We start from the raw sequence: 13,168 nt of genomic DNA, 5'->3' as shown, positions 1-13,168 counted from the left end.
AACGGACGCCGGGATCCCGAACCGGAACGCGGCGCCCTTTGACCGGCAAACGATCTACTTCAGCGGCTTGAGGCCAGCCTCGATCGAAGCGCGCTTCGGTTCGAGGAATGGCGGCAGGGCGAGGCTTTCCCCCAGCGTTTCCAGCGGCTCGTCGGCGGTGAACCCCGGACCGTCGGTTGCGATCTCGAACAGGATGCCGTTCGGCTCGCGGAAGTAGAGCGAACGGAAATAATAGCGCTCGACCTCGCCGCTCGACGGCAGCCGGAACTCGGCCAGCCGCGCCGTCCATTGATGCAGCGTTTCCTGGTCCGGCGCCCTGAAGGCAACATGGTGAACCGCACCGGCACCTTGCCGTGCCGGCGCCAGTCCCGGCTGCACCAGGACATGCAGCTCCGCCGCCGGCCCGCCCTCGCCCATTTCGAAGACGTGAACCTGGCCCTCCGGCGAGGCATAGTCGCGCGCCTTGCGCATGTTCATCACCGTGGTCACCACCGCCTCGGTGTTGGTGATGTCGGGAACGCTGATGACGATCGGCCCGAGCCCGCGGATCTGGTGCTCGGCCGGTACCGGGCTTTGCGCCCAGGGATGGCTGCCGCCCTTGCCGCCATCGCTGACCAGGCGCAGACGCTGGCCCTCGGGATCTTCGAAGTCCAGTGACGCATAACCGCCGATGTCGCCGATCTCTCCTGTTGCCAGGCCTTCGTCGGTCAAGTGTTGCTTCCACCAGGCAAGGCTCTCCTGGCTGCCGACCCTGAGGCTGGTCCGCACGATGCTGTGCGTGCCGCGCCGCTCGCGGCCGACCGGCCAGTCGAAGAAGGTAAGGTCGGTGCCCGGTGTCGCTTCGCCGTCGGCATAGAAGAGGTGGTAGGCCGAGGTGTCGTCCTGGTTTACGGTCTTCTTGACCAGCCGCAGACCCAGCACCTTCGTATAAAAATGAAGATTGCCAGGCGCATTGGCGGTGATGGCGGTCAGATGGTGGATACCTGTCAGTTGCAAGCTCATCGTCGTCTCCCTGCTGTTGGGGAACAATTTTCTCCCTCCATATCAGAACTGCGGTCACCCCGCTGAAGGCCTCGTATTCCGACAGTCCGTCGCCGGAAACTGAACAGCGGCGCCCAGAGCACGTCGTCGCTATGAACAATCGGAAGTCGCGAACCTGCCTTCGGCACCGTTCTATGCGGCGAAAAGCGATGCCTTGCCTGCGTCGCGCGCACTGGTCGCAACTATCGTCTCGCGCCTGACATCCTCCTGACAGACTGCTGTCAGGAGGGGTATGCGATAGTACCTCCATACAGAGAGAGGAGACTGGCCATGAACGGTTACACCATTCTGCGCGGCATGCAGCACTATGTCGGCAAGATCCGCACGATGCGCAACGAGATCCGCACCCAGCGGTTCATGAACTCGCTGCCGGCGGATATTCGCAAGGATATCGGCTGGCCGGACATGTATGCGGACCGTGGCCCTCGGGGCAATTGAAGCCAATTTTTCGACCCGGCGATTGGATGTGGGCGCGTCAACGCCCAGATAACAGGTCCGGTGCGTGAGGATGGGAGCGAGCCTATGCCCGAACAGAAGACGATCGGTTTCCTTTTCATCGAAGGTTTTGCCGACTGGGAGTATGGGCTGCTGGCGGCCTCGGCGGTCGAATGGTTCGGCGCCCGTGCCGTGTCGCTGACGCCTGATGGCAACCCAGTGACCGGGATCAGCGGCTTTCGGCTGACGCCCGATCGATCGGCCGGGGCGGATGAGAATGATGATCTCGACGCCATCGCCGTGATCGGCTCCGATGAGTGGGCCGGCAAGGCACCGCCCGATGTTGCTGATCTGCTCAATGCTGTTGCATCGCGCGGCGGCGTGGTCGGCGGCATCTGCGCCGGCACGCTGGCGCTAGCCCGCGCCGGCCTGTTCGAGAAGGCCAGGCATACGAGCAATGGCCGCGACTGGATCAATGGTCATGAGGCCGGCTATGCCGGCGACAGCCTCTATCAGGATGTGCCGCATGCCATGGCCGACGGCAAAATTGTTTCCGCGCCAGGCTCGGCGCCGGGCACCTTCGCGCTCGCCTTTCTGAAGACGCTCTACCCCGAAAGAGGCAGCGATCTCGCTCGGATGCGAACGCTGTTTGCCAAGGAGTATGCTGAAGCCTCCTGACAGTATGCTGTCAGGAGGGCCGTGCAATGGTGCCAGCTTAGGGCACCCGTGCATCGGCGGTCGAAAGGACGATCGATGAAGAGTTGGAACGACAGACTGAGCACACCAGGCATCAACGGCGTCAAGCCGACGCCGCGCACGATGGCCGATGTCGTCGAAGGCCAGCCTATGCTGGTGCCGACAGCGCGCCAGGTCGATGATTTCATCCGCTCGATTCCCGAAGGCGTCGAGATGGATGTGCGTGCGCTGCGTACAGCACTTGCCGTCGAGCATGGCGCCGAAGTGACATGCCCGGTCACCATAGGCTATCATCTGCGCACTGTTGCCGAAGCCGCCAACGAGGACCTCCAGCGCGGCATGACGCCGAGTGACGTGGCACCGTTCTGGCGCGTGCTCGATGCGAAAACACCGACGACGAAGAAATTGTCCTTCGGCGCGGAGTTCGTCGCCGCGCAGCGCAAGCGCGAAGGGCTGAAACCATGAGGCATGCCGCCCAAAAGTGTTCTGCGGTTTTGGGATAACGGCATGCGCGAAAACACGATGCATGCCACCCAGAGGTGGACCGGTTTCGGGCGGCATGCATAGAGACAACGCCGAGGGACCATACGATGCGCCGCGCCGACAGGCTCTTCCAGATCGTGCAGCATCTGCGCGGTGGCCGATTGGTCACCGCCCAGAAGCTCGGCACATGGCTCGAAGTTTCCGAGCGAACCATCTATCGCGACATTGCCGATTTGCAGTCGACCGGAGTGCCGATCGACGGCGAGGCCGGCGTTGGCTACATGATGAGGGAGGGTTTCGACCTTCCGCCGCTGATGTTCACGCGTGACGAGATCGTCGCGCTGGTCGCCGGCGCCCGCATGGTGCGTGCCTTTGGCGGTGCCGCCATGGCGCGGGCCGCCGACGAAGCGCTGGTCAAGATCGGCGCCGTATTGCCCGATGCGGAGAAAGACCGCATCGCCCGCACCGAGATCCACACACCGATGTGGGTGGTCAGCGACGCCGCCCGCGAGGCGATCGACCTGATCGAGCGCGCGGTCGAAAAGCGCCAGGTGCTGACCATCGACTATTCCGACGAGGCCGGCCGCGGCACCGCCCGCGATATCCGCCCGCTCGGCCTGTGGTTCTGGGGCAAGGTGTGGACGCTGGTCGCCTGGTGCGAGATGCGCGACGATTTCCGCGCCTTCCGCATCGATCGCATCGCCTCGGTGGTCATCGCCGGCCGCATCTTCAAGCCGGAGCGCGGCAAGCAGCTTGCCGACTTCTACCGCGCGGTGGAGCGCAGCGAGGACTATGGCATGGCGCCGGACCGCGCCGCGCGAAGCTGAGACCCGACGCAGTTAGAAAAAAGCCCGCTCGAAGCGGGCTTTTTCTTGGATATCAGACAACCTCACTCGTCGTCGTCATTGTCCGTGTTCTTCGACTTCAAGGCCGAGAGCTTGGCGAACACGGCGTTGGCGTCGAGTTCGGCGTCCTCGTCCTTCGGCTTCTCGGGAGCCGGCACCAACCGCTCGGTCAGGGCCGCCGGCAGCAGCGTGTCGCCGACCGGCTGCGCCTGTTCGCGGCCGCGCGAGGCGCGGTTGACTTCCATGTCGAGGTCGATCTGCGAGGCGAGACCCAGCGTCACCGGGTCCATCGGCTGCAGATTGGCTGAGTTCCAGTGCTTGCGCTCGCGGATCTGCTCGATCGTCGACTTGGTGGTGCCGACGAGACGCGAGATCTGCGCGTCCTTGAGCTCGGGATGGTTGCGCACCAGCCACAGAATCGCGTTCGGCCGGTCCTGGCGCTTCGACAGCGGCGTGTAGCGCGGACCCTTGCGCTTGGATTCGGGCACCCGCACCTTGGGGTCCGAAAGCTTCAGGCGCTGGTTCGGGTCCTTCTCGGCACGGGCGATCTCGTCGCGGGTCAGCTGTCCGGTCATGATCGGGTCCATGCCCTTGATGCCTTGCGCCGCTTCGCCATCGGCGATTGCCTTGACCTCGAGCGGATGCAGTCCGCAGAACTGCGCGATCTGCTCGAAGGAAAGTGCGGTATTGTCGACCAGCCAGACGGCGGTCGCCTTGGGCATCAGCAGCGTATTGGCCATTTTTACAAATCCTTCTCGTTCGCCCGCGTTCCCGCGCGGGCGGTGGTTTAGAGCCACCAAAATGGGAAATTCGCGGTCTGTATAACCGCTCTCGGGTCCTTTCGCAACGTTTTTGGAGCAAAGACCGGAAGCCGTGGGTACTTACCGAAAACGTTCCGCGCTCTTGAACAGAACGACAAGCTGGCTTCGCTGGCGAGTTCCGGTCTTGGCAAAGATCGGTTGAGATAGGGGCACCCCTGTCATGCCGGAGCCGCTGCTTCCATCAGGGTTCGCCCTTGTGAAAGCGCCGAGCCAAGATGCCATGCAGGAAACCGAGGTCAACCCTGCTCGATGGCCGGTATCGGTTGGGACGGTCGTTGATCTCCCGCCCAAAACGACAAAACCCGCCGGACTGGGTCCAGCGGGCTCGGAACCGCGACAAAGTTCGTCTGGTGCGGCTCTGGCTTCCACGGCTTGGGCCCGCCGGAGCGGACCAGGACGTGGCTTTAGATAGCCCTGCGGGCGATCTTTTCGATGTCGGCGCGGTTGATGCCGAGATCGCTGAGCTGACGTGCGTTGAGACGGTTCAGTTCGCGGACGGTCTCGGTGTACATACGCCAGTTACGGAAAGCGCGGATCGGGTTCATGGTAGTCCCTCCAGAATGATGTTCGTTTCGATGGTGCTCAAATAGGCGTCATCGATGAGGACTTGAATGGCTGATTTTGCATAGCAATGATGCAAATGCTGCATTGCAGCATTAAGCTTCTGTTCATCTTGTGGGCAGCGAGGCGCTGACCTCGCGCGCTGTCAGCCTACGTCGAGCACGATCTTGCCGATATGCTCACCCTCTTCCATGCGCTCATGCGCCCGCCAGGCTTCGCTGAGCGGGAAGATCATGTCCATCACAGGGGCAACCTTGCGCGTGCCGAGCAGCGGCCACACCTGCGCTTCCAGCGCCGCCGCGATCGCCGCCTTGAACTCGACGGTTCGCGGCCTCAGCGTCGAACCTGTGTGGGTAAGCCGCTTGACCATGATCTTCGAAAAGTCCGCGCTTGCGACAGCGCCGGCCTGAACGGCGATCTGGACGATGCGGCCTTCGACCGCCGCGGCCTCATAATTGCGCGCCACATAGTCGCCGCCGACCATGTCGAGGATGACATTGGCGCCTTTGCCACCCGTTGCCTCCTTCACCGCGGCGACGAAATCCGCCTCGCGATAATTGATCGCCCGGTCGGCGCCGAGCTTCAGGCAGGCGTCGCATTTCTCCTTGCTGCCGGCAGTGGTGATGACATAGGCGCCGAAGGCGGAGGCAAGCTGGATTGCTGTCGTGCCGATGCCGGACGAGCCGCCATGGACGAGCAGCGTCTCGCCTTTCTTGAGGCCGCCACGCTCGAACACATTGTGCCAGACGGTGAAGTAATTCTCCGGCACCGCCGCGGCTTCGGTGTGGGTGAAGCCGGCGGGCAACGGCAGCACGCTCCCTGCATGGACCTTGACATATTCGGCATAGCCGCCGCCGGGCGTCAGCGCACAGACGCGGTCGCCAATGCGCCAGCGTGATATGTCGTCGCCAAGGGCGGCGACTTCACCCGATGCCTCGAGGCCCGGCAGGTCGGATGCGCCGGGCGGTGGCGGATAGGCGCCTTTGCGCTGCTGGACGTCGGGCCGGTTGACGCCGGCGGCATGCACCTTGATCAGGATCTCGCCGGGGCCGGGCTGCGGCACGTCGCGTGTTTCCGGCTTCAGCACCCGAGGGCCACCCGGCTCCGAGATCGCGATGGCCGTCATCCTTGCCGGAATTTTCTGTCCGCTCGCCATGAGATTTCCCGTCTTTCCTCGCCGTTGTCCGATCGGCTGTTTGCATCGACGCCCCTGCCCTATGTATGCTGATTGCCAAATCAGGCAAATGGCCAATCTGGTCTTGGCGGAGGAGGAGCGACGATGGCGATCTTCGACGACGAACCCAAGAAGAAGGCGCGCCCGCACGAGATCGGGCAGGACCTGTCATTGCTTTCCGTCAGCGACTTGACTGAGCGGATCGGCATCCTGCGCGACGAAATCGCCCGCCTGGAAGCCGAACTCAAGGCCAAGGACACCACCAAATCCGCGGCCGAAGCACTGTTCCGCCGCAGATAGGCGCTCGGGCGTAAAGCCCGCCGCCGAAAAGCCCGAATGCGACTGTCTTCAGACCCAGCGTCCCCGCCAAACCTGAGCCGGATCAACCAATGTTCGCAACCTACCGACCGATCCTCTCGCTGCTTCGCGGCACCGCTTTCCTGCTCGCGGCATCTGGTTTGCATGGGCTGCTTCTGCCCCTGCGCGGTCAGTTGGAAGGCTTCTCGACCGCATCGCTCGGCCTGATGGGCACGGCCTGGGCCGGCGGCTTCGTCACCGGCTGCTTCTTCGCACCGCGCATCGTGCGCCGCGCCGGCCACGTGCGCGCCTTTGGCGCCTTTGCCGCATCCGGCGCCATCGTGGCGCTGCTCACCGGGCTGATCATCGACGAGTATGTCTGGATCCTGCTGCGCGCCTTCACCGGCTTCACCATGGCCGGCGCCTTCATGGTCATCGAAAGCTGGTTGAACGAGAAGGCCACCAACGAGAACCGTGGCACCGTCTTCGGCCTCTACATGATGGTGACTTATGCCTCGATCATGGGTGGGCAGATGATCGTCGCCGGCGGCGACGTGAAGTCCGCGTCGCTGTTCATGATCACCGGCATCCTGTTTTGCCTGTCGCTCATTCCGACGGCGGTCTCGACCGCCTCCCACCCCAAGCCGCTGCAGGATGTCTCACTTGATGTCAGGGGCCTTTATGCCAATTCGCCGGTGTCGGCGGTCGCTTGCGTGCTGATCGGCATCGCCAACGGCGCCTGGGGCACGCTTGGCGCAGTCTATGGTGCGCGCATCGGCATTTCCACGGCCGAGATCGCCCTGATGATGAGCCTTGTGGTCGTTGCCGGTGCCGCCATGCAGCTTCCGGCCGGGCGCCTGTCCGACAAGACCGACCGGCGCTTCGTGCTGGCGGGGGCGGCTTTCGGCGGGGCCTTCTTCGCGCTCATGATCTTCCTGTTCGAGCCACGCTCCGGCGTCTTCGTCATCGTCTTCACCGCCGCCTATGGCGCCTTCGCCTATACGCTCTATTCCATCGCCGTGGCGCATGCCAACGACCACGCGCGCTCGGAGGATTTCGTCAAGGTATCTGGCGGGCTGTTGCTGCTCTATGGCTTCGGCACGATGATCGGACCTTTGCTTGCGGCTGCCCTGATGGGCTGGATGCGCCCGGAAGGTCTGTTCCTGGCGACCGCCTTCGCGCATCTCTGCCTGGCGGGCTACACGCTGCTGCGCATCAGCCGCCGCGCGCCGGTGCCGATCGGGGATCGTGACGCCTTCAAGACGCAGCCGGCCGACCGCTCGGTCACCCCGGAAGCATTGCGGCTTGATCCCAGAAGAAAAGCAGAAGCAGACGGTTGAGATTCGAAAGGCTTTGCCTCACTAATACAGGCATGATGTTTTCCGACGCCTTCATGGCGATTGCCGATCCCAACCGGCGCCATCTTCTGGAAGAACTTCGCCGCGGCCCGAAAACCGTCACCGAACTGGCCGCCGGCTTGCCGGTCTCGCGCCCAGCCGTGTCGCAACATCTGAAAGTGCTGCTCGATGCCGGCCTGGTCCACGCCAAGCCGGAAGGAACAAGGCGCGTCTACACGGTGAGCGGCACTGGCTTCCTCAAACTCAACATCTGGCTCGATCAGTTCTGGGAAACCTGACCCGATCAACCGTTGTTGTAGGGGAAGAACTTGAAGTAGGGCTGCGCCTCCCCGATCACCCGAGCGAAGGCGGGGCGCTGCAGCAGGCGGTCGTGATAGCGCTTCACAGCCGGGTACCTGTCGCCCAACGGCTCGACCTTGTTGGCATAGAACAGCGCGGGGGAGGCTGCGCAATCGGCCATGGTGAAGCTGTCGCCCATCGCCCAGATCTTCGACTGCATGTCCTGTTCGATGATGGCGTAGGAATTGCGCAACCGGTCGCGAGCCTGCTCGACGCCGAACGGGTCGGTCTTGTCGCCGGGGCGCAACCGGTCGCCGACAATCTTCTGCATCGGCTCCTGCACATAGAAATCATAGAAACGGTCAGCTTGGCGGACGGCCAACGCCATGTCGATCTCGGCGGGAACGAGGTCGACCGGCCCCGGATAGTGCGCGGCCAGATATTCGACGAGGATGCTCGATTCCAGCACCGTACGGCCACGCGCATCGTCGCGCAGCGCCGGCATCTTGCCGGCCGGCGAGATCTTCAGGAAGGCCGCGCGCGATTCAGCATCGCCAAGGTCGACGATGACAGGCGTGAACGGCGTGGCGTTCTCGTACAGCGCGATCAACGGCTTCCAGCAGAAGGAGGCCAGCGGATGGAAATGAAGTGTCAGGGACATTTTTTGCTCGTCTGTTTCGTGGATTGTCGGTGGCCGCTACCCTGCGGCACGCCTGTTGCGGTTAGCCTTGTCCGTCAAACCAGCCTATGCTGCTTCAACCGGCTTGGACATGCGCGATGATCGCTGCGGACATCTCGGCCCAGTCGTCCGGATGCAGCTCGTGGCCGCCACCTTCGATGCGAATGAGTCTTGCGCCGGTGACCGTCTCGGCCAGCGCCTCGCCGTGTTCGACCGGAAAGATCGGATCCGCCGTGCCGTGAATGACCAGCAGCGGCGCCGCGATCTCGTGCAGGCGGCCCTTCCAGGCGGCGCCGCCCTTGAGCATGAAATGGTTGGTCGCGCTCAGGAAGCCGCCGGAGCGGTCGTAATCCTGCTCGACAAAGGCCCGTATCCCCGCCGCATCGAATGGATGCGTGGTGCTGGCGATCGCCCGTGCATCCCTGACGATGAAATCGACCACTTGACCACGGTCCGACCAATCGACTTTGGCGCCCTCGGCCGAGTGTTCCATGTAGGCTTCGGTCGTCCCGGGAAGGCCGGATGTGTCGATTCCCACCGGCGAACTGCTGATCACAGTCAGAGATACGACACGCGAGGGATGTTTCAACGCCACAAGCTGCGCGATCATGCCGCCCATCGACATCCCGACGACATGCGCCTTGCCGATGCCGTGGTCGTCCAGAACATGCATTGCATCGTCGGCCATATCATCGAACGTGTAGGGCGGCTCTCCCGGCTTGTATTTCGTCGAACGGCCGGTATCGCGATTGTCGTAGCGGATCACGAACAGGCCGGCACCGGCCAGTTTCCGGCAGAACGCCTCCGGCCACCACAGCATCGAGGCCATCGCTCCCATGATCAGCAACAGCGGCGGGTTCGCCGGATCGCCAAAGACTTCGGATATAATCTCAGGGCGTTCGGTGGTCCTCATCACGCAGTCTCCTCTCTGCAAAACTGATTGCATTTTGCAATCGGTTGCACGATAATAAAACTGCTACGATAATGCAACCGGTTTTGGAGAAAAATCTCATGAGCATGGATCGCCGGTCCGGGTGCCCGATCAATCTGTCGCTGGAAGTCTTCGGCGACCGCTGGAGCCTGATCATCCTTCGCGACATGATCTTCGGCGGCAGGCGCCATTTTCGCGAGCTGCTCAACGGATCGATGGAAGGCATCGCCTCCAACATCCTCGCCGACCGGCTGAAGCGCCTGATGGAGCTGGGCATGCTGACCAAGGCCGACGATCCCTCGCACAAGCAGAAGGCGATTTACAGCCTGACCGAGATGGCGATCACGCTGGTTCCGATCCTGGCCCATCTCGGCGCCTGGGGCCGCGTCTGGCTGCCGGTCAGCGACGAATTGTCGATCCGCGCCGAACTGCTGGAAAAGGGCGGACAGCCTATGTGGGACAAATTCATGGACGAGTTGCGGCACGAACATCTCGGCATGCCGCTCGATACAATGTCTGGCCCTTCTGTCCGCGCGACCTTGCAGGCCGCCTACGAGGCCGTGGTTGCCAGCAAGGCCCTCGCCGCCAGCCCGGCCGCGTAACCAACTTATTTTCCCGTTTTGGGGCCGGCTCTGCTAGAAGAAGCGGAAAATCACAATTCACGGGATTGGATAAGGTCTTGGTTGAGAACTCTCGGGATGCTGCCCGCGCACGCGCCGACCTGCGCTTCAAGAAGCAGGAAGAGGCGGCAACCGTCCGCCAGAAGGCGATGGCCGAATACGCCGCCGAGAGCGACGCCCGCCAGGCCAAGACCAACAAGCTGCGGGCACTGCGTCTCGCCAAGGAAGCGGAAGACCTCGCCAACGCGCCGGCGGAACCCGCCAAGAAACCGGCCCGCGCCAAGAAGAAGTAGCCCAGCCACGTCTGGAGCCATACAAGCGGCAACGCTTATCCGGAAGAGCCGGCGAAGGCTGTTTTCCATCCCGCCTTTTCACGCGAAGCAATTTCAACCGGAACCGGGATGTTATCTCACCCGCCGACGGTCGATGATCGACGCGTTTCAAACAGGAGACCGCCATGACCGCACTGCCGCTCGAAAAAGCCAGGCAAATCATCGAAACCGCCTTTGCCAAGGGCTCCGATCTCAAGCTCAAGCCGCTCGGCGTCTCGGTGCTCGACGCCGGCGGGCATCTGGTCGCCTTCCAGCGCCAGGACGGCGCCTCGTTCCTGCGTCGGCAAATGTCGGCCGGCAAGGCCTATGGTGCGCTCGCCATCGGCATGGGCTCGCGCAAAGTCGAGGCCTTCGCCAAGGAGCGCCCGCATCTCGTCGCCGGCATCTCGGACGTCTCGGGCGGGCGCGTGCTGCCGGTCGTCGGCGGCGTGCTGATCCGCGACAAGGCCGGTGCCATCATCGGCGCCGTCGGCATTTCAGGCGACACGTCGGACAATGACGAAGCCGCGGCAATCGCCGGCATCGAGGCCGCCGGTTTCACCGCCGATCCGGGGTGAGGTCGGGAACTTCGTCATCCACGGGCGGAGCAGGAGCGAGGCTCCGTCGCGCAGACCCGAGGATCCATTCCGTAACATCCGCCGTAGAGTGCAGCGGAGCAGAATTCTGGACCGCTGAAACGCTCACGTGTCGCGGCTTGGACCCTGGGGTCTGCGCCCGTCGCTACGCTCCTTGCTACGCCCTGGGATGACGACGTTAGGGGCGTTTGCGCCAACTGTCAGCGCAAGTGCCCGTCAAACTTCCGCCTTCCGCGCCGGGGGACCTAATTCAAATTGATGTCCCGGCTGGCCGACCGCATCGACACCGCGAATCCGGCCAGCACGTCGAACAGCGCGATGACCATCAGCGTGAAGAAGACGGAATGGGCCGCACCCTTCACCAGCAGGAATTCGACCAGGAAGGCCACGAAGACCAGCGTCGACAGAAGATGGTCCATGATCGAGGCGTTGGTGGTGCGCACCGACTTCGCCATTTCGAGGAACAGGAAGATCAGCCCAATCAGCACCATCAGATCGCCAAGCGTCATCGAGAACACGCCACCCGACATCATGCTGAATGAGAAGACCTCGCTTGCCCACGGATCGTCACCGCTGCCGAATATTCCCAGCAGTCCGAGATTGTAGAGCACGAAAGGCACGATCAGCAGCGGAATGGCACCGAACATCTGGCGTCTCCATGTGGGGGCAATCCTTTGTAGAATGCGCCACAGGCACGCCGTCAAGATGTTTCGATGGCAGCGTTGAACACGGTCGAAGACCGCACGCAACAACAATGTCAGCCGGTTGCCTGCAACGATTGCCGCCCACGCGTCGAGATGCGCGCTACCCCGCCCCCCAAACGCAAAAGGACCGGCCACTGGCCGGTCCTTTTGGAATTCAAACCTTTGGAAGGCTGGTCTCAGCTTTCCTTGGGCGTCAACACCTGGCGACCGCGATACATGCCGGTCTTCAGGTCGATATGGTGCGGACGGCGCATTTCGCCGGAATTCTTGTCCTCGACATAGGTCGGGGCCTTGAGGGCGTCGGCCGAGCGGCGCATGCCGCGCTTGGACGGAGAGGTTTTACGTTTCGGAACGGCCATGGATATGCTCCACTACATGGTCAAAAGCCCCGCCCGCCCTCGTGAAAGGGCCATGTCGGGGCCTAAATCTGAGAAAGTCGGGTGCCTATACACGCCCTGTGCCGTTTTGGCCAGCACTGGCGCGAATTTTTTTGGATCGGCTAGCGGAGACAACCGACATAGGCCCCCGAGCGGCCGGCTCGCCGCTCGATCAGATTGGCAAGCCGCCTCAGGCCAGGCCCGGGCTTGGCCGGATTGCGGGCGATCGGATTTGGCAAAGAGACCGCAAGCAGGGCGGCCTGCCGTCGCGACAGCTGTTTTGCCGAGACGCCGAAATGGTGCTGTGCCGCGGCCTCGATGCCGTAGATGCCCGGCCCCCACTCGGCGATGTTGAGATAGATTTCCATGATGCGCCGTTTCGACATCACCGCATCGAAATAGACGGCCAGCGGCAATTCGACCACCTTGCGCACCGAGCCCAGCGGCCGCGACCAGAGATACAGGTTCTTGACCGTCTGCATGGTGATGGTCGAGGCGCCGCGCGTCGCTTCGCCGGCCAGCGCATCGTCGACGACGCCTCTCAGCTCGCCGAGATCGACGCCACGATGAAAGCAGAACTGCCCGTCCTCCGACATGATGACGGAATTGGCCAGCACCGGCGACACGTCATCGATCGACACCCAGCGGCGGTCGTAACCGGAGAAGGTCGCCAGGTCCTTCAGCATCAGCGTCGAGACAGGATGCACGAAGAACGGCAGGTACAGAAATGTCAGCACGACCGGAATCAAGGCCAGCACCGCGGCCACGACGATGCCGCGCCGGACCCAGCGCTTGAGACCACGGCGGTTTACGCCCCGCGATCTCGTCGCCATGTCCAGCTTTTCGGTTTCATGATCGACGATCGGTTCCGCCAAGCCGCCCAACCCGTGCCAGAGAGCTCGTTTTGAAACGCGCTCCTGTGAGTCATGTGACGGTGTTTTCGAGAACCGGAGCGGAGCG

The 13,168-nt window shown here is 63.0% G+C and carries 19 protein-coding genes; 10 read left to right on the top strand and 9 right to left on the bottom strand.

The window, feature by feature from the left end; genetic code table 11:
* Positions 1–54 precede the first annotated feature (54 nt).
* A complete protein-coding gene (locus tag EOC83_RS19075) occupies positions 55–1,002 on the bottom strand; it encodes a ring-cleaving dioxygenase (protein ID WP_024502993.1) in 948 nt (315 codons plus the stop codon).
* A gap of 309 nt (positions 1,003–1,311) precedes the next feature.
* On the opposite strand from EOC83_RS19075, the gene EOC83_RS19070 reads away from it, so the two are divergent.
* The 4 genes from EOC83_RS19070 to EOC83_RS19055 all read left to right on the top strand — a co-directional run bounded on the left by EOC83_RS19070 (position 1,312) and on the right by EOC83_RS19055 (position 3,482).
* Positions 1,312–1,479: a hypothetical protein gene (locus EOC83_RS19070; RefSeq protein WP_013529241.1), complete on the top strand. Its 168-nt coding sequence runs from the start codon at positions 1,312–1,314 to the stop codon at positions 1,477–1,479.
* 84 nt (positions 1,480–1,563) lie between these two features.
* Complete coding sequence (locus tag EOC83_RS19065; protein ID WP_063169159.1) at positions 1,564–2,154, top strand: DJ-1/PfpI family protein; 591 nt, start codon at positions 1,564–1,566, stop codon at positions 2,152–2,154.
* A 75-nt stretch (positions 2,155–2,229) separates the two neighbouring features.
* Complete coding sequence (locus EOC83_RS19060) at positions 2,230–2,637, top strand: hypothetical protein (protein ID WP_063169160.1); 408 nt, start codon at positions 2,230–2,232, stop codon at positions 2,635–2,637.
* Positions 2,638–2,762: 125 nt separating this feature from the next.
* Complete coding sequence (locus EOC83_RS19055) at positions 2,763–3,482, top strand: YafY family protein (protein WP_013529238.1); 720 nt, start codon at positions 2,763–2,765, stop codon at positions 3,480–3,482.
* 62 nt (positions 3,483–3,544) lie between these two features.
* Here the strand turns inward: EOC83_RS19055 and EOC83_RS19050 are convergent, their stop codons facing one another.
* From EOC83_RS19050 to EOC83_RS19040, 3 genes are all read right to left on the bottom strand, one after another.
* Positions 3,545–4,240 carry a DUF1013 domain-containing protein gene (locus EOC83_RS19050; protein ID WP_013529237.1) on the bottom strand — a complete coding sequence of 232 codons (696 nt, stop codon included), beginning with the start codon at positions 4,238–4,240 and terminating at the stop codon, positions 3,545–3,547.
* 485 nt (positions 4,241–4,725) lie between these two features.
* Positions 4,726–4,866 (bottom strand): DUF1127 domain-containing protein, encoded by a 141-nt coding sequence (locus tag EOC83_RS19045; RefSeq protein WP_013529236.1) that lies wholly within the window; start codon positions 4,864–4,866, stop codon positions 4,726–4,728.
* Between the two features lie 161 nt (positions 4,867–5,027).
* Positions 5,028–6,038 (bottom strand): NAD(P)H-quinone oxidoreductase, encoded by a 1,011-nt coding sequence (locus EOC83_RS19040; RefSeq protein ID WP_013529235.1) that lies wholly within the window; start codon positions 6,036–6,038, stop codon positions 5,028–5,030.
* Positions 6,039–6,161: 123 nt separating this feature from the next.
* Here EOC83_RS19040 and EOC83_RS19035 point away from each other — a divergent pair, with 123 nt between their 5' ends.
* From EOC83_RS19035 to EOC83_RS19025, 3 genes are all read left to right on the top strand, one after another.
* On the top strand, positions 6,162–6,356 hold the full coding sequence (locus tag EOC83_RS19035) for a DUF1192 domain-containing protein (RefSeq protein ID WP_063169161.1): 195 nt from the start codon (positions 6,162–6,164) through the stop codon (positions 6,354–6,356).
* 89 nt (positions 6,357–6,445) lie between these two features.
* Positions 6,446–7,693, top strand: coding sequence for an MFS transporter (locus EOC83_RS19030; protein WP_024502978.1), 1,248 nt, complete (start codon positions 6,446–6,448; stop codon positions 7,691–7,693).
* Positions 7,694–7,725: 32 nt separating this feature from the next.
* Positions 7,726–7,989 carry a metalloregulator ArsR/SmtB family transcription factor gene (locus EOC83_RS19025; protein ID WP_063169162.1) on the top strand — a complete coding sequence of 88 codons (264 nt, stop codon included), beginning with the start codon at positions 7,726–7,728 and terminating at the stop codon, positions 7,987–7,989.
* Between the two features lie 5 nt (positions 7,990–7,994).
* On the opposite strand, the gene EOC83_RS19020 is transcribed toward EOC83_RS19025, so the two are convergent.
* Together EOC83_RS19020 and EOC83_RS19015 are read right to left on the bottom strand one after the other, a co-directional pair.
* The gene (locus EOC83_RS19020) at positions 7,995–8,651 is read right to left on the bottom strand and encodes a glutathione S-transferase family protein (RefSeq protein WP_063169163.1); all 657 of its coding nucleotides are present in this window, start codon (positions 8,649–8,651) and stop codon (positions 7,995–7,997) included.
* A gap of 94 nt (positions 8,652–8,745) precedes the next feature.
* On the bottom strand, positions 8,746–9,582 hold the full coding sequence (locus EOC83_RS19015; RefSeq protein ID WP_063169164.1) for an alpha/beta hydrolase: 837 nt from the start codon (positions 9,580–9,582) through the stop codon (positions 8,746–8,748).
* A 98-nt stretch (positions 9,583–9,680) separates the two neighbouring features.
* On the opposite strand from EOC83_RS19015, the gene EOC83_RS19010 reads away from it, so the two are divergent.
* The 3 genes from EOC83_RS19010 (at position 9,681) to EOC83_RS19000 (ending at position 11,109) form a co-directional block, all read left to right on the top strand.
* Entirely contained in the window at positions 9,681–10,202 is a 522-nt protein-coding gene (locus EOC83_RS19010; RefSeq protein ID WP_013529229.1) for a helix-turn-helix domain-containing protein, read from the top strand.
* Positions 10,203–10,279: 77 nt separating this feature from the next.
* Positions 10,280–10,513 (top strand): hypothetical protein, encoded by a 234-nt coding sequence (locus tag EOC83_RS19005; protein ID WP_013529228.1) that lies wholly within the window; start codon positions 10,280–10,282, stop codon positions 10,511–10,513.
* Positions 10,514–10,677: 164 nt separating this feature from the next.
* Positions 10,678–11,109, top strand: a complete 432-nt coding sequence (locus EOC83_RS19000; protein WP_063169165.1) for a heme-binding protein — start codon at positions 10,678–10,680, stop codon at positions 11,107–11,109.
* 263 nt (positions 11,110–11,372) lie between these two features.
* Here EOC83_RS19000 and EOC83_RS18995 read toward each other — a convergent pair whose 3' ends face one another.
* The 3 genes from EOC83_RS18995 to EOC83_RS18985 all read right to left on the bottom strand — a co-directional run bounded on the left by EOC83_RS18995 (position 11,373) and on the right by EOC83_RS18985 (position 13,092).
* Positions 11,373–11,774 (bottom strand): hypothetical protein, encoded by a 402-nt coding sequence (locus tag EOC83_RS18995; protein WP_013529226.1) that lies wholly within the window; start codon positions 11,772–11,774, stop codon positions 11,373–11,375.
* Between the two features lie 233 nt (positions 11,775–12,007).
* Entirely contained in the window at positions 12,008–12,190 is a 183-nt protein-coding gene (rpmF, locus tag EOC83_RS18990) for a 50S ribosomal protein L32 (protein WP_008834724.1), read from the bottom strand.
* A 140-nt stretch (positions 12,191–12,330) separates the two neighbouring features.
* Complete coding sequence (locus EOC83_RS18985; RefSeq protein WP_013529225.1) at positions 12,331–13,092, bottom strand: transglycosylase domain-containing protein; 762 nt, start codon at positions 13,090–13,092, stop codon at positions 12,331–12,333.
* Positions 13,093–13,168: the final 76 nt, after the last annotated feature.

This window comes from Mesorhizobium sp. Primo-A (assembly GCF_003997175.1).
GTDB lineage: Bacteria > Pseudomonadota > Alphaproteobacteria > Rhizobiales > Rhizobiaceae > Mesorhizobium > Mesorhizobium ciceri.
The sequence above is the reverse complement of the archived record's forward strand: the minus strand, read 5'-3'. Positions and strand labels throughout refer to the sequence as shown.

Excerpts from the sequence above, each read along its gene's own strand:
- rpmF (WP_008834724.1), bottom strand. The coding sequence starts at position 12,190 with ATGGCCGTTCCGAAACGTAAAACCTCTCCGTCCAAGCGCGGCATGCGC.
- EOC83_RS19000 (WP_063169165.1), top strand. The coding sequence starts at position 10,678 with ATGACCGCACTGCCGCTCGAAAAAGCCAGGCAAATCATCGAAACCGCC.
- EOC83_RS19020 (WP_063169163.1), bottom strand. The coding sequence starts at position 8,651 with ATGTCCCTGACACTTCATTTCCATCCGCTGGCCTCCTTCTGCTGGAAG.
- EOC83_RS19035 (WP_063169161.1), top strand. The coding sequence starts at position 6,162 with ATGGCGATCTTCGACGACGAACCCAAGAAGAAGGCGCGCCCGCACGAG.
- EOC83_RS19030 (WP_024502978.1), top strand. The coding sequence starts at position 6,446 with ATGTTCGCAACCTACCGACCGATCCTCTCGCTGCTTCGCGGCACCGCT.
- EOC83_RS19040 (WP_013529235.1), bottom strand. The coding sequence starts at position 6,038 with ATGGCGAGCGGACAGAAAATTCCGGCAAGGATGACGGCCATCGCGATC.
- EOC83_RS19065 (WP_063169159.1), top strand. The coding sequence starts at position 1,564 with ATGCCCGAACAGAAGACGATCGGTTTCCTTTTCATCGAAGGTTTTGCC.
- EOC83_RS19070 (WP_013529241.1), top strand. The coding sequence starts at position 1,312 with ATGAACGGTTACACCATTCTGCGCGGCATGCAGCACTATGTCGGCAAG.
- EOC83_RS19015 (WP_063169164.1), bottom strand. The coding sequence starts at position 9,582 with ATGAGGACCACCGAACGCCCTGAGATTATATCCGAAGTCTTTGGCGAT.
- EOC83_RS19010 (WP_013529229.1), top strand. The coding sequence starts at position 9,681 with ATGAGCATGGATCGCCGGTCCGGGTGCCCGATCAATCTGTCGCTGGAA.
- EOC83_RS18995 (WP_013529226.1), bottom strand. The coding sequence starts at position 11,774 with ATGTTCGGTGCCATTCCGCTGCTGATCGTGCCTTTCGTGCTCTACAAT.
- EOC83_RS19055 (WP_013529238.1), top strand. The coding sequence starts at position 2,763 with ATGCGCCGCGCCGACAGGCTCTTCCAGATCGTGCAGCATCTGCGCGGT.
- EOC83_RS19075 (WP_024502993.1), bottom strand. The coding sequence starts at position 1,002 with ATGAGCTTGCAACTGACAGGTATCCACCATCTGACCGCCATCACCGCC.
- EOC83_RS19060 (WP_063169160.1), top strand. The coding sequence starts at position 2,230 with ATGAAGAGTTGGAACGACAGACTGAGCACACCAGGCATCAACGGCGTC.
- EOC83_RS19045 (WP_013529236.1), bottom strand. The coding sequence starts at position 4,866 with ATGAACCCGATCCGCGCTTTCCGTAACTGGCGTATGTACACCGAGACC.
- EOC83_RS19050 (WP_013529237.1), bottom strand. The coding sequence starts at position 4,240 with ATGGCCAATACGCTGCTGATGCCCAAGGCGACCGCCGTCTGGCTGGTC.
- EOC83_RS19025 (WP_063169162.1), top strand. The coding sequence starts at position 7,726 with ATGATGTTTTCCGACGCCTTCATGGCGATTGCCGATCCCAACCGGCGC.